We start from the raw sequence: 22,418 nt of genomic DNA, 5'->3' as shown, positions 1-22,418 counted from the left end.
TTCGCGGAGTCGGAGGTCACCAGCTCAGTCCGGCGGTGATGGTGGGGTCGGGGCGGGCGTCGGCGAACTGGGGGAGCGTCTGCAGCTCCGAGACGAAGGCGTCGAGCGTTCTGCCGTACTCGGGGTCCGGATGCTGAGTGGCGATGTCCCGCAGAGGAGGGACGTCCATCGCCAGGATGAGATCGAGCCGGGCCGTCACCGCGGCCGCGGCGCCCGCCTCCTGCAGCACGCGGATGCCGCCGCGGAGCGCCGAGAGGTAGTCGCGCAACACGGGGAGTCTGCCCTTGCCCTGAGTGATCGACGTCCCGTCGGCGCGCACCCGCCAGCGGACGATCGCGTCGGGGATCACGTCGAAGGTGCGCGCGCGGGTGTACAGCAGCTGAGCGACGATCTGGTCCTCATAAGCGACGCCCTCGGGGAACCGGAGCCGGTCCCACATCTCGGTGCGGCTCACCTTCGACCAGGCGACGATGTTCGCGCTCGCCGCAGGGTGGTCGATGATCGTCGTACCGAGGCGCTCCGGATCGGTGGCGGCGGCGACCCAGGGCTGCACGCGACCGGAGACGTAGCGCTCGCCGTCGAACCGGGATCGCACGTATGCGCCGGCGACGAGGTCGCTCCCTGTCGCGGAGAGGGTGCCGGTCAGGCGTTCGAGCGCCGTCGGTGCGAGCTCATCATCGCCGTCGAGGAACCCCACGTACGGGGTGTCGACGGTGTCGAGTGCCGCGTTGCGCGCGGCTCCGAGGCCACGCGACTCGTCGTTCGAGATCAGACGGAAGCGGGGGTCGGCGTCGACGGCCGCAGCGAAGACGCTCGCGGTCGCGTCGTGCGATCCGTCATCGACGAGGACGGCCTGCCACCGGTCCTCCGTCTGCGCGCGGAGCGACTCGACGGCAGCGGATGCGAAGGCGGCGATGTCGCGCCCGGGGACGATCATCGTCACGATCGGGTCGGAGGCGGTCACCAGCCGAGTCTAGAGCGCAACGTGCGGGGCGATCCTCGTCGACCGCGGCCGACCGAGCACGCGACGGCCGGCGCGCCGTGCTTCGTCGTCAGTTGCCCGCCGCTGCGCCCACCGCCTCGGCGACCGCGGCGGCGAGTCGGTCGGGGACGTCCGCAGACAACGGCTCGCGCCCGAACGTGAAGCGCACGGCGGTCTGAGCGAGATCCGGATCGAGGCCGCAGGCGAGCAGCACGTGCGACGGCTCGCCGCTGTCGGCGGCGCAGGCCGATCCGCTCGACGACACGACGCCACGACGCTCGAGCTCGAGCAGCACCGTCTCGCCGTTGATCCCGGCGAACGTGAAGCTCGCGCAACCCGGCAGACGCGAGTGCGGATCGCCGGTGAGTGAGGCTTCTGGCACAGCGGAGAGCACACCGGCGATGAACCGCGCGGTGGCTTCGCCGACCCGCGCGTGCACCTCCCGCTGTTCCGAGGCAGCGAGCTCGAGCGCGGTGGCGAGCGCGATGGCGCCGGCGACGTTCTCGGTGCCGGAACGGCGTCCGCGTTCCTGTCCTCCTCCGTGCAGCAGCGGTTCGACGGGCACACGACCCCGAACAGCGAGCACGCCGATGCCCTGGGGTGCGCCGATCTTGTGCCCGGCGATCGTCACGGCATCCGCGCCGACCCCGCGCAGGGGAAGCCAACCCGCCGACTGCACGGCGTCGACGTGCAGCGGCACGCCAGCCACCGAGGTCAGTGCCGAGATCGCGGCGACGTCCTGCACCGTGCCGATCTCGTTGTTCGCGTGGTCGACCGAGACGAGCGCGGTGTCGTCGCGCAGCGCGGCACGCAGGTCGCCGGCCTCGATGCGCCCGGCGCGGTCGACCGGCAGGTGAGTCACCTCGACGTCGTGGAATCGGCGAAGGTAGTCGGCGGGGGCGAGAATCGACTCGTGCTCGATCGACGATACGACGAGGTGACGCCGTCCGCGAGCGAGCGCTGCGAGCACGATGCCTTTGACGGCGAGGTTGTTCGCCTCCGTACCGCCGCCCGTGAAGATCACATCTCCGCTCCGGAATCCGAGCACCGTCGCCACCCGCGACCTCGCGGCCTCCAGCGCCTGCGCCGCGGCCTCGCCGACGGTGTGATGGCTGGAGGGGTTGCCGAACGCTCCGGTCAGGTAGGGGAGCATGGCGTCGCGCACCTCGGGGCGCAGGGGCGAGGTCGCGGCGTGGTCGAGGTACAGCATCCGCTCAGTCGATCCGCACGTCCAGGCCGAGGTCCAGTGCGCGGGCGGAGTGCGTGAGCGCCCCGACCGAGATCACGTCGACCCCGGCGGCGGCGATGGCGGCGACGCTGTCGAGACTCACACCCCCCGACGCCTCGACCTGCGCGCGTCCGCCGATGAGGGCGACGCCCGCGCGCAGTTCGTCCGGTGTGAAGTTGTCGAGCAGAACGGTGTGGGCGCCACCGGCGATGACCGCGTCGATCTGGTCGAGGCGGTCGACCTCGACGACGACGTGGGTCGTGTGGGGGAGCTGCGCGAGGGCGTCTCGCAGGGCGGAGGCCAGGTCGCGTCCCGAGCGCTGCAGTACGGCGAGGTGGTTGTCCTTCGCCATGACCGCGTCGGAGAGCGAGTGACGGTGATTGTGCCCGCCGCCGGAGACGACCGCGTGCCGCTCGAACGCCCGCAGCCCCGGCGTGGTCTTGCGGGTGTCGGCGATACGGGCCGCGGTGCCCTCGGTCGCGCGGACGTAGGCAGCGGTGAGCGTGGCGATTCCGCTCATGCGCTGCGTGAAGTTCAGCGCGATCCGCTCGGCAGTCAGGATGCCGCGGGCGCTCCCCGATACGGTCGCCAGCACGTCGCCGGCGAAGAACTCGTCTCCGTCGCCGACGTGCACATCGACTCGGAGCGCCGGGTCGGTGAGCCTGAAGGCGGCGCTGAAGACATCGCCGCCACTGAAGACGCCGGTTTCCCGCGCGACGAGATCGGCGGTGGCCGTCGCATCCGACGGCAGCAGAGCGGAACTCGTGAGGTCTCCCCACGGCGCGTCCTCGTCGAGGGCGGCGCCGACGACGCGAGCGATGACGGCGGGAGTGAGCATCAGACGGTCTCCAGAAGTGGTGCGGGTTCGGGTTCGCGATAGTGCGCGCCGATCGGATCGACACGGGCGAGGGCTGCTGATGCCGTGGCCTCGGCCAGCAGCAGGAGGTTCGCGTCCTCATGCTCCTGAGCCGTCACGGGTGGAGTCGCTGCGGCGCCCCACGCCCGCACGGCCGCGAGAGCCACGTCGAGGCCGTCGGTGTCACGGAGCAGTCCGACGTGCTCCCACATCAGTCGTTGCAGCGCAACGCGGTCGAAAGGGGCGTCGGCGGTGGCGGGCGCGGTCGTCGGCTGCGGGGGAGCGGCGACCCGCAGCTCGATCCACGGGGCGGTGAGTGCGGCTGCCGCGCGGGCACCGAACACGGCTCCCTCCAGCAGTGAGTTCGAGGCCAGTCTGTTCGCGCCGTGCACACCGGTGCGGGCGACCTCGCCGACCGCGAGAAGGCCCGGGAGGGTGGTGCGGCCGTCGAGATCGGTCTGCACCCCACCCATCAGATAGTGAGCGGCGGGTGTGACGGGGATTGGATGCGCCGACCAGTCCAGGCCGCGCTCGCGGGTGACCCGATCGATCGTCGGGAACCGTCGGGCCAGCCTGGTCGCCCCGAGCGTCGTCGCGTCGAGATGGACGGGCGAGCCCTGGGCGGCGGCCTGCCGCGCGATCGCCCGCGACACGATGTCGCGGGGTGCCAGCTCGCCGTCGGGGTGGCTGTCGAAGACGAAGCGTCGGCCCGTGTCGTCGACGAGCGTCGCCCCCTCGCCGCGCACGGCCTCCGAGATCAGAAACGGGGAGCCGACCGCGAGCACGGTGGGATGGAACTGCACGAACTCGAGGTCGGCCACCGCCGCACCGGCACGGATCGCCGCCGCGATGCCGTCGCCGGTCGTGCCCTCGGGGTTCGTCGTATGCGCGTAGAGGCACCCCGCGCCGCCCGTCGCGAGGATCACCGCATCGGCTTCCAGGTCGGCCGCTGCGCCGTCGCGGAGAAGACGGATGCCGCGCACCGCGCCGTCCGCGACGATGAGGTCGACCAGCATGGCATGCTCGAGGACCGCGACCCGCGCGTCCCGGCGCGCTGCCGCCACCAGTGCCCGTGAGATCGCCGCGCCCGTCGCATCCCCGCCCGCGTGCACGATGCGCGCGTGGCTGTGCGCCGCTTCCCGTCCGAGCAGCAGCCGGCCGTCGGCATCCCGGTCGAAGGCGACGCCCCGGGCGATCAGCTCGGCGATCCGCGCGGCCGCGCCCTGCACGAGCACGTCGACGGCTTCGGCATCGGCGAGTCCGGCGCCCGCGCTGAGGGTGTCTGCGGCGTGCTGCTCCGCGGAATCGTCGGTTCCGTAGACGCCGGCGACGCCGCCCTGTGCGTAGCCCGTGCATCCGTCTCCGATGGCGCCCTTCGTGAGGAGCGTCACGCCGTGGCCGGCCTCCGCGGCGTGCAGCGCGGCGATGAGCCCGGCGATGCCGGATCCGACGACGACGACGTTCATCGCGCGCTCGCCGCCACCGGTGGCTTGGCGGCGAGCATGCGCTCGAGGGCGACGCGGGCGGGAACGGCCACGTCGGACGGCACCTGGATGCGGTTCGGGGTGCGTCCGGCGACGAGCTCCTCGAGCACCCATGCGAGATAGCCCGGATGGATGCGGTACATCGTGGAGCACGGGCACACGACCGGGTCGAGGCAGAAGATCTCGTGCTGCGGGAACTGCGCGGCGAGGCGCCGCACCAGGTTGATCTCGGTGCCGATCGCGAAGGTGGTGGGCTCGGTCGCGGCGGCGATGGCCCGGCGGATGTAGTCGGTCGACCCCGCCTCGTCGGCGGCGTCGACGACCTCCATCGGGCACTCGGGGTGCACGATGACGCGGACGTCGGGATGCTCGCGGCGCGCCTGCTCGATCTGGCCGACGGTGAATCGGCGGTGCACGGAGCAGAATCCGTGCCAGAGGATGACGCGGGAGTCGGCGAGCTCCGCCTCGGTGGATCCGCCGAGCGGCTTGCGCGGATTCCACATCGGCATCTGCGAGAGCGGAACGCCCATGGCTTTCGCCGTGTTGCGGCCGAGGTGCTGGTCGGGGAAGAAGAGCACGCGGCGACCGCGCTCGAACGCCCACTCCAGCACCGTCTGCGCGTTCGAGGAGGTGCAGACGATCCCGCCGTGGCGTCCGACGAAGCCCTTGATCGCCGCGGAGGAGTTCATGTAGGTCACGGGGATCACCGGGACGCGCCCGTCCTCGTCCTGCTCGTCGAGATCGCCGAGCACATCGGCCAGCTGCTCCCAGCAGTCCTCGACCTGATCGATGTCGGCCATGTCGGCCATGGAGCAGCCGGCGGCGAGGTTCGGCAGCACGACGGCCTGATCGGGCCCGGAGAGCAGGTCGGCGGTCTCGGCCATGAAGTGCACTCCGCAGAACACGATGGCCTCGGCATCCAATCGATCCTTAGCCGCTGTCGCGAGCTGGAACGAGTCGCCGACGTAGTCGGCGTGCCGCACGACCTCCTCCCGCTGATAGAAGTGGCCGAGGATCACGGCGCGATCGCCGAGCATCTCCTTCGCGGCACGGATCCGCCGGTCGAGCTCCTCCTCCGTCGCCTCGCGATACTCGGCCGGCAGTTCGCCCTGCCGCGGTGCGCCGGTGGGGATCACGTCGCCCATCGACGACCCCGGTCCGTAGCCGGGCCGGATGTCGAAGTCCCAGGGCCCTGCGGCGAGATCCGTCGTACAGGTCGTGTCGGTCGAGGCGCCGGCGACGATCGCCTGGATCGCGTGATCCACGGAGGCGTCCGAGGTCGGCACGGACGGGGTGGGGACGAAGGTGATGCTCATCGGATGCTCGTTTCCTCGGGACCGAGCGGGCCGCGATCGGCCAGCTCCACATCGGTGTCGTATCGGTACAGGCGGGCGGGCCGGTGGCTCCCGGTGCGGAAGCGGTCGGTGGGGATCAGATTCCCCGTGGCCTCGACCTGACGGCGGAAGTTCGCCGGGTCCAGCTGGCGGCCGAGGATCGACTGATACGCCTCACGGAGATCGGAGAGAGTGAACTCGGCGGGGAGGAACCCCTGCGCGACGCGGCTGTAGCCGACCTTGTTGCGGAGGCGCCACAGTGCATAAGCGACGATCTTGTCGTGGTCGAAGGCGAGTGCCGGGCGCTCGGAGAGATCGAACCAGCGCACGTTCTCCGGCGCGAGACCGGATGCGCGGTGCGCGGCGCTCTGCGCGTCGACGTCGTCCTGCCGCAGCAGCGCCCAGTACACGATCGACACGACCCGGGTGGGGGAGCGGTCGACGGCTCCGAACGCGTACAGCTGCTCGAGGTAGCTCGGGGTGAGGCCGGTGGTCTCGGCCAGGGTGCGCGCTGCCGCGTCGACGGGAGACTCGGTCGAGGTGAGCCATCCACCCGGCAGCGCCCACTCGCCGTCGAAGGGCGCGCGGGTGCGCCGCACGAGCGGAAGGGCGAGCACGGCTTCGCCGCTTTCGGCACGCCGCAGCGTGAGGATCACGGTCGACACGGCGATGTCGATCGCGTCACTTCGGGTCTCTGGCACCTTAACCTCCCGCGATCGATCTTAGTGTCATCGCGACCCTTAGTGCGGCAATGTGACGGCATCCGTCGGTCGAGTCCGAAACGTTATGCAGCAGCGTCGAGAGGTCTTGTCGAGGGTGGGCGGGTTTGTTAGGTTACTGTCCTAACAAACCCCCTTCCGGGTTTGCCCGAGCCCCGCCCAGGGGTCCGTCTCCATCCGGAGAATCCCTCCTGCAGTGCAGCACCGAGAGGAATTGACAGAATGATCCGTACCGGAAAGCGCAAGATCGCGCTCACCGCCGTGGCGGGGGCTTCCGTCCTCGCCCTGGGCCTGACGGCCTGTGGCGCGGGTGGCAACGACGGGAGCGGCGCCGACGGCGACCGCGCGCTCCGCGTCTGGGCCGGAAGCCAGACCCCGATCACGGCGAACTACAACCCCTTCGCGCCCACCGTGCTCCACGGTGCGCTCGGCCCCATCTACGAGCCGCTGTTCTTCTTCAACAAGACCGCCGACTCCGAGCCCGAGGGCATGATCGGCGACACCTACGAGTACAACGAGGACGGCACGGTGATCACGATCACCATCAAGCCCGATCTGAAGTGGAGCGACGGCGAGCCGCTCACCGCAGCCGATGTCGCGTTCTCGTTCAACTACGAGGCCAACAACCCCGAGGGCAACGGCCTCGTCTCGGCCGAGGCGACCGACGACACGACCGTCGTGCTCACGTACTCGACCGCGCAGTTCACGACCGAGTTCCAGCGCCTCGGCTCGACGTACATCCTCCCCGAGCACATCTGGGCGGACGTCGACGACTACGCGAACTTCGCCAACGAGGAGCCGGTCGGCTCCGGTCCCTACGTCGTCGACAAGACCACGAGCGAGTCCTACACCCTCGTCGCGAACGAGAACTTCCGGGGCGCCGACGACCTCGGGGTCAAGAAGGTGCAGTACATCGCGGTCGACAACAACCAGACCGCGCAGGACCTCCTCGCCGCAGGCAAGCTCGACTGGACCGGCATGTTCATCCCGAACCCCGACGACGTCACCGCGAACGGCGCCATCTCGTGGATCAACACCCCGCAGGACCCGACAGTTCTCTACACCTGCTCCAATGCCGAGCTCGGCTGCTCCGGCCCGCAGACCGACGTCGCTGTTCGTCAGGCGCTGAACGCCGCGATCGATCGCAGCACCATCAAGGACAAGGCGTTCGTCGGCCTGACCGGCGACATCTCGCCCACGTACGCGCTGCTTCCCCGCGACGAGAAGTGGGTCGCCGATTCCGCGAACGAGGTCAGCCCGCAGGAGCCGGATGCCGCCGAGGCGGGGTCGATCCTCGAGGCCGCCGGCTACACCAAGGGCTCGGACGGCATCTATGAGAAGGGCGGCCAGAAGGTCGAGCTCACGCTGACCTCGGTCGACGGCTGGACGGACTACAACGACGCCGCGAAGCTGATCGCCGAGCAGGCCGAGGCCGCCGGCATCAAGATCAACGCCTCGACCGTGCAGTGGCAGGAGTTCTCCGACTCGCGTCAGAGCGGCGACTTCCAGCTCATCGTCGGCGGCATGATCGGCACGTCGGTCGCCGACCCGTTCCAGATCTACCGCGACTGGTTCGGCGGCACGACCGTGGGCTCCACCGGCCCCGTGGGCGAAGAGGTCCCCACCGGCCGCTGGAACTTCAGCCGCTACAACAACCCGGTCGTCGACCAGGCCGTGCAGTCCGCGATCAGCACGAACGACGAGGCGACGAAGAAGCAGCTCTACGGGACGATCCAGACCGAGATCGTGCGCGACCTGCCGTACATCCCGCTGGTGATCAACGCGACCCAGACCTTCTACAACACGAAGGACTACACGGGCTGGCCCACGGAGGACGACCTCTACGCCTTCCCGCCGTCCTGGGGCTCGATCGCGGCCGGCTACGTGCTGACGCACCTCCAGCCCGCCGAGTAATCCGCGTCACCGGGGAAGCAGGGAGTCGAAGAAGACCGTCATGAAGTTCTACGCACGACGAATAGGGTTCTACGCGTTCACGCTGTGGGCCGCCATCTCCATCAACTTCCTGCTTCCCCGCATGATGCCGGGCAATCCCGCCGACATCATGATCGCCAAGATGCAACGCGCGGGCGGCGAGGTCTCCGAGACCACCATCCGCAACATCAAGCTGCTTCTCGGCGGCGACGACTCCTCCCTCTGGGAGCAGTACCTCTCCTATTGGGGGCGGATGTTCCAGGGTGACCTGGGCGTCTCCGTCACCAAGTTCCCGACCCCGGTGACCGAGCTGATCGGTCAGGCGCTGCCGTGGACGCTGATCCTCGTCGGCACCGCGACCGTGATCTCCTTCATCCTCGGCGTCGTGCTCGGGGCCTGGGCCGGCTGGAAGCGCGGCACCTGGGTCGACCACATCATCCCCGCGACGACCGTTCTGCAGTCCATCCCGTACTTCTGGATGGCGCTCATCCTCGTCGCCGTCTTCGCCGTCGGGCTCGGATGGTTCCCGATCTTCGGCGGTTACGACGTGTTCGACTTCCCCGACGGCCCCGAGCCGACGTGGGCCTTCTTCTCGAACGCGCTGTCGCACGCGATCCTCCCGGCGCTCACCATCGTGGTCAGCTCCGTCGGCGGCTGGCTCTTCGGCATGCGCAACATGATGGTGCAGACGATGTCGGAGGACTACGTCCTCACCGCAGAGGCCAAGGGTCTGCGCCCGCGTCGCATCATGACGACGTACGCCGCGCGCAACGCCGCGATCCCGTCGATCGCCGGGTTCTCGATCACCCTCGGCTTCGTCGTCGCAGGCTCCATCGTCATGGAGCAGGTGTTCACGTATCCGGGCATCGGCAAGCTCATGTTCCAGGCCGTGACGAACAACGACTACGCCCTCATGCAGGGCCTGTTCCTGGTCATCACGATCACGGTGCTCGCCGCCAACTTCTTCATGGACCTGATCTACGGATTCATCGACCCGAGGGCCCGCCAGAATGTCTGACACCAAGCTCACCCCGATGCAGATCGTCAAGGAGCAGCCGACCTCCGAGCCGGCCACCACCGTCACGCTCGCGACGCAGAAGCCGCGGAAGGGGCGCGGCCTCCTGCCGACCCGCTCGGCGAAGTTCGTCGTGGGCATGGTGCTCGTCCTGTCGATCGTGCTCTTCGCGATCATCGCCCCGTTCTTCACCCAGAACCCCCGCAGCACCGACAACGCCGCCCTGCAGCCGCCATCCGCGGAGCACTGGCTCGGTACGACCAAGCTCGGCAACGACATGCTCGCGCAGCTCGCGATCGGTGCCCAGGGATCACTGCTGGTGGGCGTCGTGGCAGGCGGCATCGCGATCGTCCTGTCGCTGGTCTTCGGCGTGCTCGCCGGCTACCTCGGCGGCTGGCGCGAAGACGCCCTCGCACTTCTGACGAACGTGATGATCGTCATCCCCGGGCTTCCGCTCGTGATGGTGATCGCCTCGTTCGTGCCGCAGCGCAGCTGGCAGCTCGTCGCCTTCGTGCTCGGTATCACGTCGTGGGCCGGCGCCGCCTACGTGCTGCGGCTGCAGACCCGATCGCTGCGCACGCGCGACTACGTCTACGCGTCGAAGGTCGCGGGGGAGCGCTCGTTCCGCGTCATCCTCGTCGAGATCATGCCGAACCTGCTTCCGCTGCTCACCGCGCAGTTCCTCTTCGCGATCATCTTCGCGATCCTCGGGGAGGCCGGCCTGTCGTACCTCGGTCTCGGCCCCAACTCGTCGATCACGTGGGGGAGCATCCTCAACGACGCCCAGTCCGGACAGGCGCTCGGACGCGGCGCATGGTGGTGGTTCGTACCACCCGGCGTCATGATCGCCGTGCTCGGCGCCGGTCTCGCCCTCATCAACTTCGCGATCGACGAGGTCATCAACCCCAAGCTGCGCAACGCGCCGGACGCGGCTCGTCGGGTCCGCAAGGCCGCCAAGACGAAGGGAGTCGCCGCGTGAGCGCTCCGGAAGCCGTGCTGACGGCCCGCAACGTGTCCATCGAGTACGAGGTCGACCCGCCGGTCAAGGCGGTTCGCAACGTCTCATTGACCCTCCACCGCGGGGAGATCCTCGGTCTCGCCGGAGAATCCGGGTGCGGCAAGACCACTCTCGCGTACGGCATGAACCGACTGCTCAAGGCGCCGGCGCTGATGACGGGCGGCGAGATCGTGTTCCACGATCGCAACGGCACCGACATCGACGTGGTCGCCCTCGACGGCGACGGGCTGCGGGCCTTCCGCTGGGACAAGATCTCCATGGTGTTCCAGGGAGCGATGAACTCCCTCAACCCGGTGATCGATGTACGGGCGCAGATCTTCGACATCTTCGACACGCACCGACCGGGCATGTCGAAGCAGGACAAGCAGGTCAGGGCGGAGGAGCTGCTCACGCTCGTCGGCGTCGACCCCTCCCGCCTCCGCAGCTTCCCGCATGAGCTGTCCGGCGGCATGCGCCAGCGCATGATGATCGCGATGGCTCTCGCCCTCGATCCGCAGGTCATGGTCATGGACGAACCGACCACCGCCCTCGATGTCGTCGTGCAGCGGGGCATCATCCGCGAGATCATGCGCCTGCGGGAGCGCCTCGGGTTCGCGGTCATCTTCATCACCCACGACCTGCCGATGCTCATCGAGATCAGCGACCGCATCGCGGTGATGCTGCAGGGCGAGATCGTCGAGCAGGGCACGGCGGAAGAGATCTACCGCACCCCGCAGCACGAGTACACCAAGCGCCTGCTGTCGAGCTTCCCGAGCCTGACGGGCGAGCGGGGCGACTTCGTCCGCACCGGCAGCCGCGTCAGCCAGGAGGAGATCCGATGAGCGCCGCCACCCTCGAGGCGAGGAACCTCGTCAAGGACTTCCACCTGCGATCCGGCTTCAAGACCTCGACACTGCACGCTGTCAAAGACGTCTCTTTCACGATCGAGGCGGGCAAGACGATCGCGCTCGTCGGGGAGTCCGGATCGGGGAAGTCGACGATCGCTCGGATGCTGATGAAGCTCGAGACCCCGACGGGCGGGCAGATCCTGCTCGACGGGAAGGAGACCGGCACGAGCGGTCGCGCGGTGGAGGGCTACCGTTCGCAGGTGCAGATGGTGTTCCAGGACCCGTTCGCGTCTTTGAACCCGTATCACACGATCTTCCACCACCTCGAGCGGCCGATCCGGCTGCACCACCCGCAGCTCTCCCGCAGCGAGGTGCGCCAGCGTGCTCTCGAGCTGCTGGAGCGCGTACGCCTCACGCCGGCGGAGGGCTTCGCCGAGCGTCGTCCGCACGAGCTATCGGGCGGGCAGCGCCAGCGCGTCGCGATCGCGCGCGCCCTGGCGCCCGGTGCACGGTTCATCGTCGCTGATGAGCCCGTGTCGATGCTCGACGTGTCGATCCGGCTCGGAGTGCTGAACCTGCTCGCCGACCTGCAGCGCGAGGACGACCTCGGGGTGCTGTACATCACGCACGACCTCGCCACCGCGCGGCATTTCAGCGACGAGATCATGGTCCTCTACAAGGGCGACGTCGTCGAGCGAGGACCGGCGGACGACGTGATCCTCAACCCGCAGCACGAGTACACCAGGACACTGCTCGGCGCCGCGCCCGAGCCCGAGAACCTGGGTCGCCTGCGCGACGAGGTGAGGGCGGAGCTGGCCGGGCTCTGAGGGCAGTGGCCGGGACGGGCCACCCGCTACACTGGGACCACAATCGAACACAGGCCGAACGGGCCACGCGGGAGAGCCCCGGCGAACGCAGCCGGGCACCGAAGGAGCAAGCCTCCCCGCCAATCTCTCAGGTACGCGTACCGCGGAGCCCCGGCCACTCTGAAAAGCGATTCCGAGCGAGCTGTTCGGGTCCGCCGACGGTGAAAGCCCTCCGGGGTGAAACTCTCAGGCCCATGACAGAGGGGGAGTTCCGAGGAACGACGTCGCCGTCGTTCCGCCCCACCCAGCCCGGGAGAACTCCATGTCCGACCCCCGCTACACACCGCTGCGAGAACGCCACCAGTCTCTCGGCGCGTCCTTCACCGACTTCGGCGGCTGGCAGATGCCGGTCCGCTACACGTCCGACCTCGCCGAGCACCACGCGGTGCGTCAGGCCGCGGGGATCTTCGACATCTCGCACATGGCCGAGTTCACAGTGCGCGGCGACGAGGCGGACGCCTACCTCGACCACGCCCTGGCCGGGCGTCTGTCCGCGCTCGCCGTCGGCAAGGCGAAGTACTCGCTGCTGCTCGCCGAGACCGGAGGCATCATCGACGACGTGATCGTCTATCGCCTGGACGACGACGACTATCTCGTCATCTCGAACGCCGGAAACCGGGATGCCGTGCGTGAGGCGCTGTCAGCCCGCACCGACGCCTTCACGGTCGAGGTGGAGGACGTCTCCGACGATCATGCTCTCATCGCGGTGCAGGGCCCGACGGCGGAGGCGATCCTCGCCGCGACCGAGGGCATCGCCGACGTCAGCATCCCGTGGGCCGAGCAGCGCTACTACGCGTGGGCCACCGCGACATTCGACGGTCAGCCGCTCCTGCTCGCCCGGACCGGCTACACCGGCGAGGACGGCTTCGAGCTCCTCATCCCCGCGGCACTCGCCGGCGCGCTGTGGGACGCCGTGGTCGCCGCGGGTGGACCGCACGGGTTGATCCCGGCCGGCCTCGCCGCCCGCGACACCCTCCGTCTGGAAGCGGGCATGCCGCTCTACGGCCACGAGCTCACGCTCGACACGAAGCCCGCCCAGGCGGGCCTCGGCCGCGTCGTCGTCTCGGCGAAGGAGAGCTTCGTCGGGAAGGATGCCGTCGACCCGGCATCCGATGCCCGCGTCCTCGTCGGTCTCGCCGCCGAGGGCAAGCGCGCCGGTCGCGCCGGCTACGCGGTGGTGACCGAGGACGGCACGCCGATCGGCGAGATCACGAGCGGGGCGCTGAGCCCGACGCTCGGCCACCCCATCGCGATGGCGTACGTCGACCCTTCTTTCGCTGCGGAGGGATCCGCAGTATTCCTAGACGTGCGAGGAACCCGCATCCCCGCCACCGTGACCGCTCTGCCTTTCTATCGGAGGACGAAATGACCGACCTGACCACCCTCAAGTACAGCGAAGAGCACGAATGGGTCTCGGTCGACGGCGCCGTGGCGACCGTCGGCATCACCGACTTCGCTGCTGACGCCCTCGGCGACATCGTCTTCGTGGAGCTGCCTGCCGTCGGCACCGCCGTCTCCCGCGGCGACGTGTTCGGCGAGGCCGAATCGACCAAGTCCGTCTCCGAGCTGTATGCGCCCGTCGCAGGCACGGTGACCGAGGTGAACCAGGCCGTCGTCGACGACCCGGCTCTGCTGAACTCCTCGCCGTTCGAGGACGCGTGGCTGATCAAGGTCGAGGTCGCCGACGATGCTCTCGACGGACTTCTCGATCGTGACGCGTACGTCGCGCACACGGAGGGCTGATCGCGTCGTGGTCTCTTTCGCCGACCGTCATATCGGACTCACCTCGTCCGCCCAGAGCCGGATGCTCGAGGCGCTCGGACTCTCCTCCGAGTCCGCCGAGCAGAGCCCGATCGAGGCCCTCATGCGCGAGGCGGTGCCCGCCTCGATCTTCACGCCCGAGCGCGAGGACAGCGTCATTCCGCCCGCTGCGAGCGAGACGGAGGCGCTGGCCGAACTCCGTTCGCTCGCCCGCCGCAACGCGGTGAACCGGCCGATGATCGGCCTCGGGTACTACGGCACGATCACGCCGAGCGTCATCCAGCGGAACGTCCTGGAGAACCCGTCCTGGTACACCGCCTACACGCCGTACCAGCCGGAGATCTCGCAGGGCCGCCTCGAGGCGCTCATCAACTTCCAGACGATGGTCTCGGAACTGACAGGGCTCACCACCGCGAACGCCTCGATGCTCGACGAGTCGACGGCTGTCGTCGAGGGGATGCTGCTCGCGCGCCGCGCCTCGAAGACGACCTCGAACGTGTTCGCCGTCGACGCCGATGCGTTCCCGCAGACGACGGCGCTCCTCGCCGCCCGGGCCGAGGCCGTGGGCATCGAACTCGTGACGGTCGACCTCGCCGCGGGGGAGGAGCTGCCCGCCGAACTGTTCGGCGTGTTCGTGCAGTATCCCGGCGCGTCAGGACGCGTGTGGGACCCGAGCGCCGTGATCGACGCGGCGCACCTCGCCGGAGGCCTCGCGGTCGTCGCGGCCGACCTGCTCGCCTTGACGCTCGTCGCCTCGCCGGGAAGCATGGGCGCCGATGTCGCGGTCGGAACGACGCAGCGCTTCGGAGTGCCGATGGGGTTCGGCGGACCGCACGCCGGGTACATGGCCGTGCGCGCCGGTCTCGAGCGGCAGCTGCCCGGACGCCTCGTCGGCGTCTCGGTCGACGCCGACGGCAGGCCCGCCTATCGCCTGTCGCTGCAGACGCGCGAGCAGCACATCCGCCGAGAGAAGGCCACGTCGAACATCTGCACCGCACAGGTGCTGCTCGCCGTCATGGCATCCATGTACGCGGTGTACCACGGCCCGGACGGGCTCAGCGCCATCGCCCGGGAGACGGCCGCGAAGGCCGCTCTGCTGCGCGACTGGCTGATCGAGGCGGGCGCGGAGGTCGTGCACGACGCCTTCTTCGACACCCTGCAGGTGCGGGTTTCCGGCGCTGCAGCCGAGCGCATCGCCGCCGCGCACGAGAAGGGCATCCTCCTGCGTGCGGTGGACGCCGACACGGTCGGGATCTCGGTCGACGAGACGACGACGACCGCCAACCTGCATGAGGTCGCGCGCGTGTTCGGCGGGCCGCAGCAGCGGGTGTTCGGGGTGACCGGCCCGCTCTCGGCGCTCCCCGAGGCGCTGCTCCGCGAGGACGAGTACCTGACGCACCCGGTCTTCCACGCTCACCGCAGCGAGACCGCCATGATGCGGTACCTGAAGTCGCTCGCCGACCGTGACTACGCGCTCGACCGGGGCATGATCCCGCTCGGCTCCTGCACTATGAAGCTCAACGCGGCCACCGAGATGGCCGCGATCACGTGGCCGGAGTTCGCGGGCATCCACCCGTTCGCCCCGGCTTCCGACGTGCAGGGCTACCTCGACCTCATCGAGCAGCTCGAGTCATGGCTCGCCGAGGTCACCGGATACGACGCCGTCTCGCTGCAGCCGAACGCGGGCTCGCAGGGCGAGCTCGCCGGGCTCCTCGCGATCCGGGGATACCACCACGCGAACGGCGACACGCATCGCACGATCTGCCTGATCCCGTCGTCGGCTCATGGCACGAACGCCGCCTCGGCGGTGCTCGCCGGTATGAAGGTGGTCGTTGTCGCGACCGACGAGCTCGGCAACGTCGACCTCGCGGATCTGCGCGCCAAGATCGCGCAGCACGCCGATGAGCTGGCCGCGCTGATGATCACCTACCCGTCCACGCACGGCGTGTACGAGCAGGACGTCGTGGAGATCACCTCCGCCGTGCACGACGCGGGCGGTCAGGTCTACGTCGACGGCGCCAACCTCAACGCACTGCTCGGCTATGCGCGCTTCGGCGACCTGGGCGGCGACGTCTCGCACCTCAACCTGCACAAGACGTTCGCGATCCCGCACGGCGGCGGCGGACCCGGAGTGGGCCCGGTCGCCGCGAAAGCGCACCTCGCGCCTTTCCTGCCCTCGCATCCCCTCGCGCAGCGCGCCGAGCACGCGGGCGGCTTCGTGTTCGACGGCGGTCCGATCTCGGCCGCGCCGTACGGCTCCGCCGGCATCCTGCCGATCTCGTGGGCGTATGTCCGCATGATGGGCGCCGACGGACTGCGTCGCGCCACGGCATCGGCTGTCCTCTCGGCGAACTACATCGCGGCCAGGCTCGGCGAGCACTACCCGGTGCTCTACAGCGGAGAGCACGGACGCGTGGCGCACGAGTGCATCCTCGATCTGCGTCCTCTCAAGGAGGCGACGGGTGTGACGGTCGACGACGTCGCGAAGCGGCTCATCGACTACGGCTTCCACGCGCCCACGATGTCGTTCCCGGTCGCAGGGACGCTCATGGTCGAGCCGACCGAGTCGGAGGACATCGACGAGATCGAGCGCTTCGTGGAGGCCATGGTCATGATCAAGGCGGAGGCGGATGCCGTCGCCGCCGGACGCTGGCCCGCCGGCGACAACCCCCTGGTGAATGCTCCGCACACCGCGGTGTCGCTCATCGCGGGGGAGTGGGAGCACGCCTACACGCGGGAGGACGCCGCCTATCCGGTGCACGCCCTCGTCGCGGGCAAGTACTGGCCGCCGGTGCGCCGCATCGACCAGGCCTACGGCGACCGCAACCTCGTCTGCGCCTGCCCGCCGATCGAAGCGTTCGCCTGATCACGGGTGCAGAAGGGGGTCGGATGCCGCGGCATCCGCCCCCCTTCTGCGTCTGCAGTCGTCGCCGACCGCTCGAGGCGGTCAACAAACCTACTCGCGTCGACCCCGTGTTTCCGCAATATTACGGATGGTCACCACTGAGTAACAGTTCATTAGCTGAGCGCGGGGTTGCGCAAACCCCGGGTTACAGTCGACTATCCCTACGCGTTCGATGATGAGCGCGCAGTCTGATGAATACCCGTCCACAGGAGGACACACAGTGAAGCGCAACAAGATCGCCCTTGCGGGCACCGCGCTGTTCGCGATCGGCGCCCTGGCGCTCGCGGGCTGCGCGAGCGGCGGCGGCAACAACGGCGGCGGCAGCGCCGGCGGCGATGTCGACCCGGATGCCATCATCACGACGAACGGCTCCGAGCCCGAGAACCCGCTGATCCCCACCAACACCAACGAGGTGGGCGGCGGCAAGATCCTCGACGAGATCTTCGCGGGCCTCATCTATTACGACGCCGACGGCAAGCCGGTCAACGACATGGCCGAGGAGATCACCACTGAGGATCCCCAGAACATCACGGTCAAGCTGAAGGAGGGGCAGACCTTCACCGACGGTGAAGAGGTCACCGCCGACAACTTCATCAAGGCGTGGAACGAGGGCGCCAAGGCGTCGAACGCTCACCTCTCGAGCTACTTCTTCGAGGACATCGAGGGCTTCAGCTACGACACCGACTCCGAGCTGACCGGACTGAAGCAGGTCGACGACTACACGTTCACGATCGCCCTGAACAAGCCGGCGTCGGACTTCGCTCTCCGTCTGGGCTACTCGGCGTTCTACCCGCTTCCCGATGTCGCTTTCGAGGACATGGAGGCCTTCGGTCAGAACCCGATCGGCAACGGCCCGTACATGATCGACGGCGCAGACGCGTGGCAGCACGACGTGCAGATCGACCTCGTGCGCAACGACGACTACGACGGCGGCCGCAAGGCCCAGAACGGTGGCGTGACGATCAAGTTCTACGCCACGCAGGAAGCCGCATACGCCGACCTGCAGGGCAACGAGGTCGACGTCATCGACGCGATCCCGACCAACTCGCTCCCGGTCTTCCAGGACGAGCTCGGGGACCGCGCCGTGAACCAGCCGTCGGCCGTGTTCCAGTCGTTCACGATCGGCCAGTTCCTCCCGCACTTCAGCGGCGAAGAGGGCCAGCTGCGTCGTCAGGCCCTGTCGATGGCGATCAACCGCGAGGAGATCACCGAGACGATCTTCTCCGGCACCCGCACCCCGGCCGCCGACTTCACGTCTCCGGTCATCGACGGCTGGTCGGACTCGGTCCCCGGCAACGAGGTGCTGAAGTACGACCCCGAGAAGGCGAAGGAGCTGTGGGCCCAGGCCGACGCCATCGCACCGTGGGACGGCGAGTTCAAGATCGCGTACAACGCCGACGGCGGACACGACGCGTGGGTCGACGCTGTAAGCAACAGCATCAAGAACACGCTCGGCATCGAGGCGTCCGGCGACCCGTACCCGACCTTCCAGGATCTTCGTACGAAGATCAACGACCGCACCATCACCACGGCGGCGCGTTCGGGATGGCAGGCGGACTACCCGGGTCTGTACAACTTCCTCGGCCCGCTCTACGCGACCGGCGCAGGTTCCAACGACGGTGACTACTCGAACCCTGAGTTCGACGACCTGATCGAGGCAGGCATCAGCAACCCCGACGCCGACGCTCAGATCGAGGACTTCACCAAGGCGCAGGAGGTCCTGTTCCAGGACCTCCCGGCGATCCCGCTGTGGTACTCCAACGTGACCGGTGGGTTCAGTGAGAACGTCGACAACGTCACGTTCGGCTGGAACTCCGTGCCGCTGTACTACGAGATCACGAAGGCCGGCGAGTAAGTCTGACGGCACTTCACCTGTGAGGCGGTGACGATTCTTCGTCACCGCCTCACAGGCTTGTGTTCGCCTCGCTTTCCTCGCCCTCCAGAAGGGACAGCGGATGCTCGGTTACATCCTGAGACGTCTTCTGCAGGTGATCCCGGTCTTCTTCGGGGCCACCCTGCTCATCTACTTCCTCGTGTTCGCCATGCCCGGCGACCCCATCCTCGCGCTCTTCGGCGACAAGACGCCGAACCCTGCCGTCATCGAGCAGCTCCGCGCGCAGTACCACCTCGATCAGCCCTTCATCGTCCAATACGGGTACTACATCGCCGGTGTGTTCCAGGGCGATCTCGGAACGACCTACTCGGGTCGTCCTGTGTCGGCTGTGCTCGCCGCGACCCTGCCCGTCACGGGCAGGCTCGCCGTCATGGCGATCGCGATCGAGTTCGTGCTGGCGATCATCATCGGCACGATCTCCGCGCTGCGCAAGGGCAAGCTCTTCGACAACGTGTCGCTCGTCGTCGCGCTCGTCGCGATCGCGATCCCGATCTTCGTGGTGGCCTTCCTCGCCCAGTACTTCCTGGCCATCCAACTCGGGTGGTTCAAACCGACGGTCGGCGCCGACAACGACTGGGGCGGACTCTGGCTCCCGGCGATCGTGCTCGGCTTCAGCCTGTACGCCGTCAGCATGCGTCTGATGCGCAGCTCGGTGATCGACACGCTCAACCAGGACTGGGTCCGCACCGCCTACAGCAAGGGCCTCTCGCGCTCGCGCGTGCTGCCCGTGCACGTGCTGCGCAACTCCCTCATCCCGGTCATCACGAACTCCGCCACGAACTTCGGCGTGCTGCTGGTCGGCGCGACCGTGACCGAGGGCATCTTCAACGTTCCCGGTGTGGGTAACACGCTGTTCCAGGCGATCCAGCGAGGCGAGGGGCCGACCGTCGTCTCGTTCGTGACGGTCTTCGTGATCCTCTACGTCCTGGTCAACCTTGTCATCGACCTGCTCTACGGTCTGCTCGACCCGAGGATTCGCTATGCCTGATCCCACTGCACAGAATCACTACGTCGCCCCGGTCGAGACCGAGTCGATCGCCGTCGACGCCGTCCGCGTCGCGGACAAACCGAGCAACCTCTGGCGCGATGCGTGGGCCGATCTGCGGCGTCGTCCGCTCTTCTGGTTCTCGGTCGTGCTCGCGCTCTTCTTCCTCGTGATGGCGCTGTGGCCGACCCTGTTCACCTCTACGCCGCCCAACGCCGACTGCCAGCTCTCGAACAGCAACGGCGGACCGGCCGACGGTCACCCTCTGGGATTCACGTTCCAGGGCTGCGACATCTACGCTCGGATCGTGTGGGGATCGCAGACCTCGCTCGCGGTGGGCCTGATCGCCACTGTCATCTCGTCGATCCTCGGCCTCATCATGGGCGCCCTCGCCGGGTTCTACGGCGGATGGCTCGACGGACTGCTCTCGCGCGTCGGGGACATCTTCTTCGCGATCCCGTACATCCTGGCGGCCGTGGTCGTCATGACGGTGTTCCGTGACTCCCGATCCGTGTGGACGCTTGCGTTCGCCATCGGCGCGTTCGCATGGGCGTCGACAGCACGGGTGGTCCGCGCGGAGGTCCTGCGCGTCCGTCAGGCGGACTTCGTCATGGCCTCCGAAGCACTGGGGCTGTCGAAGTTCCGCATCCTGCTGAATCACGTCATCCCGAACGCGATCGCGCCGCTCCTGGTGGTCTCCACCCTCGGCCTCGCCGCGGCGATCGTCGCGGAAGCGACCCTGTCGTTCCTCGGCGTGGGCCTCGGCAGTGACGTCATGTCGTGGGGTCTTGACATCAGCAAGGCCCAGGCCTCGCTGCGTGTGGCTCCGATGGCGCTCATCTATCCGTCGATCGCGTTGACCCTCGCGGTCCTCGCGTTCGTGACCCTGGGCGAGCTCATCCGAGACGCCCTCGACCCGAAGGCGAGGGCACGCCGATGAGCGAACGCGCAGTCGACCAGATCCCCCTGCTCAGTATCCGCGATCTGAAGGTCGCCTTCCGTACCCAGGACGGGCTGCGCGAGGTCCTGCACGGCGTGAGCTTCGACGTCATGCCGGGGGAGACCGTGGCGATCGTGGGAGAGTCCGGCTCAGGCAAGTCCACGACGGCGACCGCCATCGTGAATCTGCTCCCCGGCACCGGCACGGTGACCGGCGGCTCGATCACGCTCGACGGGCGTGAGCTCACGACGCTCGGACGACGCGAGATCGAGGCCGTCCGCGGACGGGACATCGGCTTCGTGCCACAGGACCCGATGTCGAACCTCAACCCCGTGTGGAGCATCGGCTTCCAGGTCAAGGAGGCGATCCGCGCCAACGGCATCGCGCAGGGGCGCCAGGAGGTCAAGGCGAGGGCGATCGAAGTCCTGAAGCAGGCCGGTCTCTCCGACGCGGAGCGCCGTCTGCATCAGTTCCCGCATCAGTTCTCCGGGGGCATGCGACAGCGCGCGCTGATCGGCATCGGCCTCGCGGCCGACCCGAAGCTCCTCATCGCCGACGAGCCGACCTCGGCTCTCGACGTGACCGTGCAACGGGTCATCCTGGATCACATGGCGTCGCTCACGCGCGACAAGGGCACCTCGGTGCTCCTGATCACCCACGACCTCGGTCTCGCGGCCGAGCGCGCGGACAAGATCATCGTGATGAACGGCGGCAACATCGTCGAAGCCGGCCCCAGTCGCGAGATCCTCGAGAACCCGCAGCATCCCTACACGAAGCGGCTCGTGGCCGCGGCGCCGAGCGTGGCGTCGCAGCGCATCCAGGCCGTCGTGGAGGATCGGGGCATCGAGACGCTCGACGACCTCGCCGACATCCCGCCGACTGTGCGCGTGGCCGGCCTCACGAAGGACTACAAGATCCGGCAGGGCGGGTTCCGCAGCGAGGACTTCCGCGCCGTGGACGACGTGTCCTTCGAGATCCCACGCGGCAAGACGCTCGCCCTCGTCGGCGAGTCGGGCTCGGGCAAGTCCACGGTGGCGAAGATGGTCCTCAAGCTCGAGGATCCGACCGCCGGTACGATCGAGATCGACGGGCAGGACGTGTCGAACCTCTCGAACGCGCAGGCCTTCGGTCTGCGCCGACGGATGCAGCCCGTCTTCCAGGACCCGTACGGCTCGCTCGACCCGTTGCGCAACATCGGCAACACGATCGCGGAACCGCTGCAGATCCACGGCGTCGGCGATCGAGCGTCGCGCCGAGAGCGTGTGGAGGAGCTGCTCGACCAGGTCGCGCTTCCTCGTGCACTGGCGACGCGGTATCCGAACGAGCTGTCAGGTGGCCAGCGCCAGCGCGTGGCGATCGCGCGCGCCCTCGCGCTCAAGCCCGACATCATCGTGCTCGACGAGGCCGTGTCCGCACTCGACGTGCTCGTGCAGGACCAGGTGCTGCAGCTTCTCGCCGACCTGCAGTCCGAGTTGGGTCTGACCTACCTGTTCATCACGCACGACCTCGCCGTCGTGCGTGTGTCCAGCGACCTCGTGTGCGTGATGGAGAAGGGAAAGATCGTCGAGCAGGGCACGGTCGACGAGATCTTCGCCAAACCGCAGCAGGAGTACACGGAGCGTCTGCTGCAGGCGATCCCGGGCGCGTCGATCACCCTCGGCGGACACTGAGC

18 protein-coding genes and 2 riboswitches are annotated in these 22,418 nt (G+C 68.5%); of the genes, 12 read left to right on the top strand and 6 right to left on the bottom strand.

The features are described from left to right. Positions 1-16: 16 nt before the first annotated feature. The 6 genes from M3195_RS06830 to M3195_RS06805 all read right to left on the bottom strand — a co-directional run bounded on the left by M3195_RS06830 (position 17) and on the right by M3195_RS06805 (position 6,549). Positions 17-964 carry a glycosyltransferase family 2 protein gene (locus M3195_RS06830; protein WP_251585887.1) on the bottom strand — a complete coding sequence of 316 codons (948 nt, stop codon included), beginning with the start codon at positions 962-964 and terminating at the stop codon, positions 17-19. Positions 965-1,052: 88 nt separating this feature from the next. Then, entirely contained in the window at positions 1,053-2,192 is a 1,140-nt protein-coding gene (locus tag M3195_RS06825) for a cysteine desulfurase family protein (protein WP_251585885.1), read from the bottom strand. Positions 2,193-2,196: 4 nt separating this feature from the next. Then, positions 2,197-3,048: a carboxylating nicotinate-nucleotide diphosphorylase gene (gene nadC / locus M3195_RS06820; protein ID WP_251585883.1), complete on the bottom strand. Its 852-nt coding sequence runs from the start codon at positions 3,046-3,048 to the stop codon at positions 2,197-2,199. Continuing rightward, positions 3,048-4,532 (bottom strand): L-aspartate oxidase, encoded by a 1,485-nt coding sequence (nadB, locus tag M3195_RS06815; RefSeq protein ID WP_251585881.1) that lies wholly within the window; start codon positions 4,530-4,532, stop codon positions 3,048-3,050. The genes nadC and nadB overlap by 1 nt, the downstream gene beginning before the upstream one ends. Then, entirely contained in the window at positions 4,529-5,866 is a 1,338-nt protein-coding gene (nadA, locus tag M3195_RS06810; RefSeq protein WP_251585880.1) for a quinolinate synthase NadA, read from the bottom strand. Before nadA ends, nadB begins: the two co-directional genes overlap by 4 nt. Next, positions 5,863-6,549, bottom strand: a complete 687-nt coding sequence (locus M3195_RS06805) for an NUDIX hydrolase (RefSeq protein ID WP_251586441.1) — start codon at positions 6,547-6,549, stop codon at positions 5,863-5,865. The genes nadA and M3195_RS06805 overlap by 4 nt, the downstream gene beginning before the upstream one ends. Positions 6,550-6,825: 276 nt before the next feature. On the opposite strand from M3195_RS06805, the gene M3195_RS06800 reads away from it, so the two are divergent. From M3195_RS06800 to M3195_RS06745, 12 genes are all read left to right on the top strand, one after another. Next, the gene (locus M3195_RS06800) at positions 6,826-8,517 is read left to right on the top strand and encodes an ABC transporter substrate-binding protein (RefSeq protein ID WP_251585879.1); all 1,692 of its coding nucleotides are present in this window, start codon (positions 6,826-6,828) and stop codon (positions 8,515-8,517) included. A gap of 40 nt (positions 8,518-8,557) precedes the next feature. After that, a complete protein-coding gene (locus tag M3195_RS06795) occupies positions 8,558-9,553 on the top strand; it encodes an ABC transporter permease (RefSeq protein WP_251585878.1) in 996 nt (331 codons plus the stop codon). Then, on the top strand, positions 9,546-10,529 hold the full coding sequence (locus M3195_RS06790) for an ABC transporter permease (RefSeq protein WP_251585876.1): 984 nt from the start codon (positions 9,546-9,548) through the stop codon (positions 10,527-10,529). Before M3195_RS06795 ends, M3195_RS06790 begins: the two co-directional genes overlap by 8 nt. Next, positions 10,526-11,389: an ABC transporter ATP-binding protein gene (locus tag M3195_RS06785; RefSeq protein WP_251585874.1), complete on the top strand. Its 864-nt coding sequence runs from the start codon at positions 10,526-10,528 to the stop codon at positions 11,387-11,389. Before M3195_RS06790 ends, M3195_RS06785 begins: the two co-directional genes overlap by 4 nt. Further along, positions 11,386-12,222 (top strand): ABC transporter ATP-binding protein, encoded by an 837-nt coding sequence (locus M3195_RS06780; RefSeq protein WP_251585872.1) that lies wholly within the window; start codon positions 11,386-11,388, stop codon positions 12,220-12,222. The genes M3195_RS06785 and M3195_RS06780 overlap by 4 nt, the downstream gene beginning before the upstream one ends. 58 nt (positions 12,223-12,280) lie before the next feature. Then, a riboswitch (glycine riboswitch) is annotated at positions 12,281-12,375 on the top strand. 1 nt (position 12,376) lies between these two features. Further along, a riboswitch (glycine riboswitch) is annotated at positions 12,377-12,469 on the top strand. Between the two features lie 54 nt (positions 12,470-12,523). Further along, positions 12,524-13,630: a glycine cleavage system aminomethyltransferase GcvT gene (gene gcvT / locus M3195_RS06775; RefSeq protein ID WP_251585870.1), complete on the top strand. Its 1,107-nt coding sequence runs from the start codon at positions 12,524-12,526 to the stop codon at positions 13,628-13,630. After that, positions 13,627-14,004: a glycine cleavage system protein GcvH gene (gcvH, locus tag M3195_RS06770; RefSeq protein ID WP_251585868.1), complete on the top strand. Its 378-nt coding sequence runs from the start codon at positions 13,627-13,629 to the stop codon at positions 14,002-14,004. Before gcvT ends, gcvH begins: the two co-directional genes overlap by 4 nt. 61 nt (positions 14,005-14,065) lie before the next feature. Next, the gene (gcvP, locus tag M3195_RS06765) at positions 14,066-16,888 is read left to right on the top strand and encodes an aminomethyl-transferring glycine dehydrogenase (protein ID WP_251586439.1); all 2,823 of its coding nucleotides are present in this window, start codon (positions 14,066-14,068) and stop codon (positions 16,886-16,888) included. Positions 16,889-17,147: 259 nt separating this feature from the next. Continuing rightward, a complete protein-coding gene (locus M3195_RS06760) occupies positions 17,148-18,782 on the top strand; it encodes a peptide ABC transporter substrate-binding protein (protein WP_251585866.1) in 1,635 nt (544 codons plus the stop codon). 100 nt (positions 18,783-18,882) lie between these two features. After that, positions 18,883-19,809 (top strand): ABC transporter permease, encoded by a 927-nt coding sequence (locus tag M3195_RS06755; protein WP_251585864.1) that lies wholly within the window; start codon positions 18,883-18,885, stop codon positions 19,807-19,809. Continuing rightward, the gene (locus M3195_RS06750; protein ID WP_251585862.1) at positions 19,802-20,746 is read left to right on the top strand and encodes an ABC transporter permease; all 945 of its coding nucleotides are present in this window, start codon (positions 19,802-19,804) and stop codon (positions 20,744-20,746) included. Before M3195_RS06755 ends, M3195_RS06750 begins: the two co-directional genes overlap by 8 nt. Next, positions 20,743-22,416, top strand: a complete 1,674-nt coding sequence (locus M3195_RS06745) for a dipeptide ABC transporter ATP-binding protein (protein ID WP_251585860.1) — start codon at positions 20,743-20,745, stop codon at positions 22,414-22,416. Before M3195_RS06750 ends, M3195_RS06745 begins: the two co-directional genes overlap by 4 nt. Positions 22,417-22,418: the final 2 nt, after the last annotated feature.

It is taken from the genome of Microbacterium hydrocarbonoxydans (assembly GCF_023715885.1).
Classification (GTDB): Bacteria; Actinomycetota; Actinomycetes; order Actinomycetales; family Microbacteriaceae; genus Microbacterium; species Microbacterium hydrocarbonoxydans_C.
The sequence above is the reverse complement of the archived record's forward strand: the minus strand, read 5'-3'. Positions and strand labels throughout refer to the sequence as shown.

What these genes read in the sequence shown, in the direction of transcription:
- M3195_RS06795 (WP_251585878.1), top strand. Translation starts at nt 8,558, where the DNA reads ATGAAGTTCTACGCACGACGAATAGGGTTCTACGCGTTCACGCTGTGG.
- nadA (WP_251585880.1), bottom strand. Translation starts at nt 5,866, where the DNA reads ATGAGCATCACCTTCGTCCCCACCCCGTCCGTGCCGACCTCGGACGCC.
- M3195_RS06790 (WP_251585876.1), top strand. Translation starts at nt 9,546, where the DNA reads ATGTCTGACACCAAGCTCACCCCGATGCAGATCGTCAAGGAGCAGCCG.
- M3195_RS06800 (WP_251585879.1), top strand. Translation starts at nt 6,826, where the DNA reads ATGATCCGTACCGGAAAGCGCAAGATCGCGCTCACCGCCGTGGCGGGG.
- gcvT (WP_251585870.1), top strand. Translation starts at nt 12,524, where the DNA reads ATGTCCGACCCCCGCTACACACCGCTGCGAGAACGCCACCAGTCTCTC.
- gcvP (WP_251586439.1), top strand. Translation starts at nt 14,066, where the DNA reads ATGCTCGAGGCGCTCGGACTCTCCTCCGAGTCCGCCGAGCAGAGCCCG.
- gcvH (WP_251585868.1), top strand. Translation starts at nt 13,627, where the DNA reads ATGACCGACCTGACCACCCTCAAGTACAGCGAAGAGCACGAATGGGTC.
- M3195_RS06825 (WP_251585885.1), bottom strand. Translation starts at nt 2,192, where the DNA reads ATGCTGTACCTCGACCACGCCGCGACCTCGCCCCTGCGCCCCGAGGTG.
- M3195_RS06780 (WP_251585872.1), top strand. Translation starts at nt 11,386, where the DNA reads ATGAGCGCCGCCACCCTCGAGGCGAGGAACCTCGTCAAGGACTTCCAC.
- M3195_RS06755 (WP_251585864.1), top strand. Translation starts at nt 18,883, where the DNA reads ATGCTCGGTTACATCCTGAGACGTCTTCTGCAGGTGATCCCGGTCTTC.
- M3195_RS06745 (WP_251585860.1), top strand. Translation starts at nt 20,743, where the DNA reads ATGAGCGAACGCGCAGTCGACCAGATCCCCCTGCTCAGTATCCGCGAT.
- nadC (WP_251585883.1), bottom strand. Translation starts at nt 3,048, where the DNA reads ATGCTCACTCCCGCCGTCATCGCTCGCGTCGTCGGCGCCGCCCTCGAC.
- nadB (WP_251585881.1), bottom strand. Translation starts at nt 4,532, where the DNA reads ATGAACGTCGTCGTCGTCGGATCCGGCATCGCCGGGCTCATCGCCGCG.
- M3195_RS06750 (WP_251585862.1), top strand. Translation starts at nt 19,802, where the DNA reads ATGCCTGATCCCACTGCACAGAATCACTACGTCGCCCCGGTCGAGACC.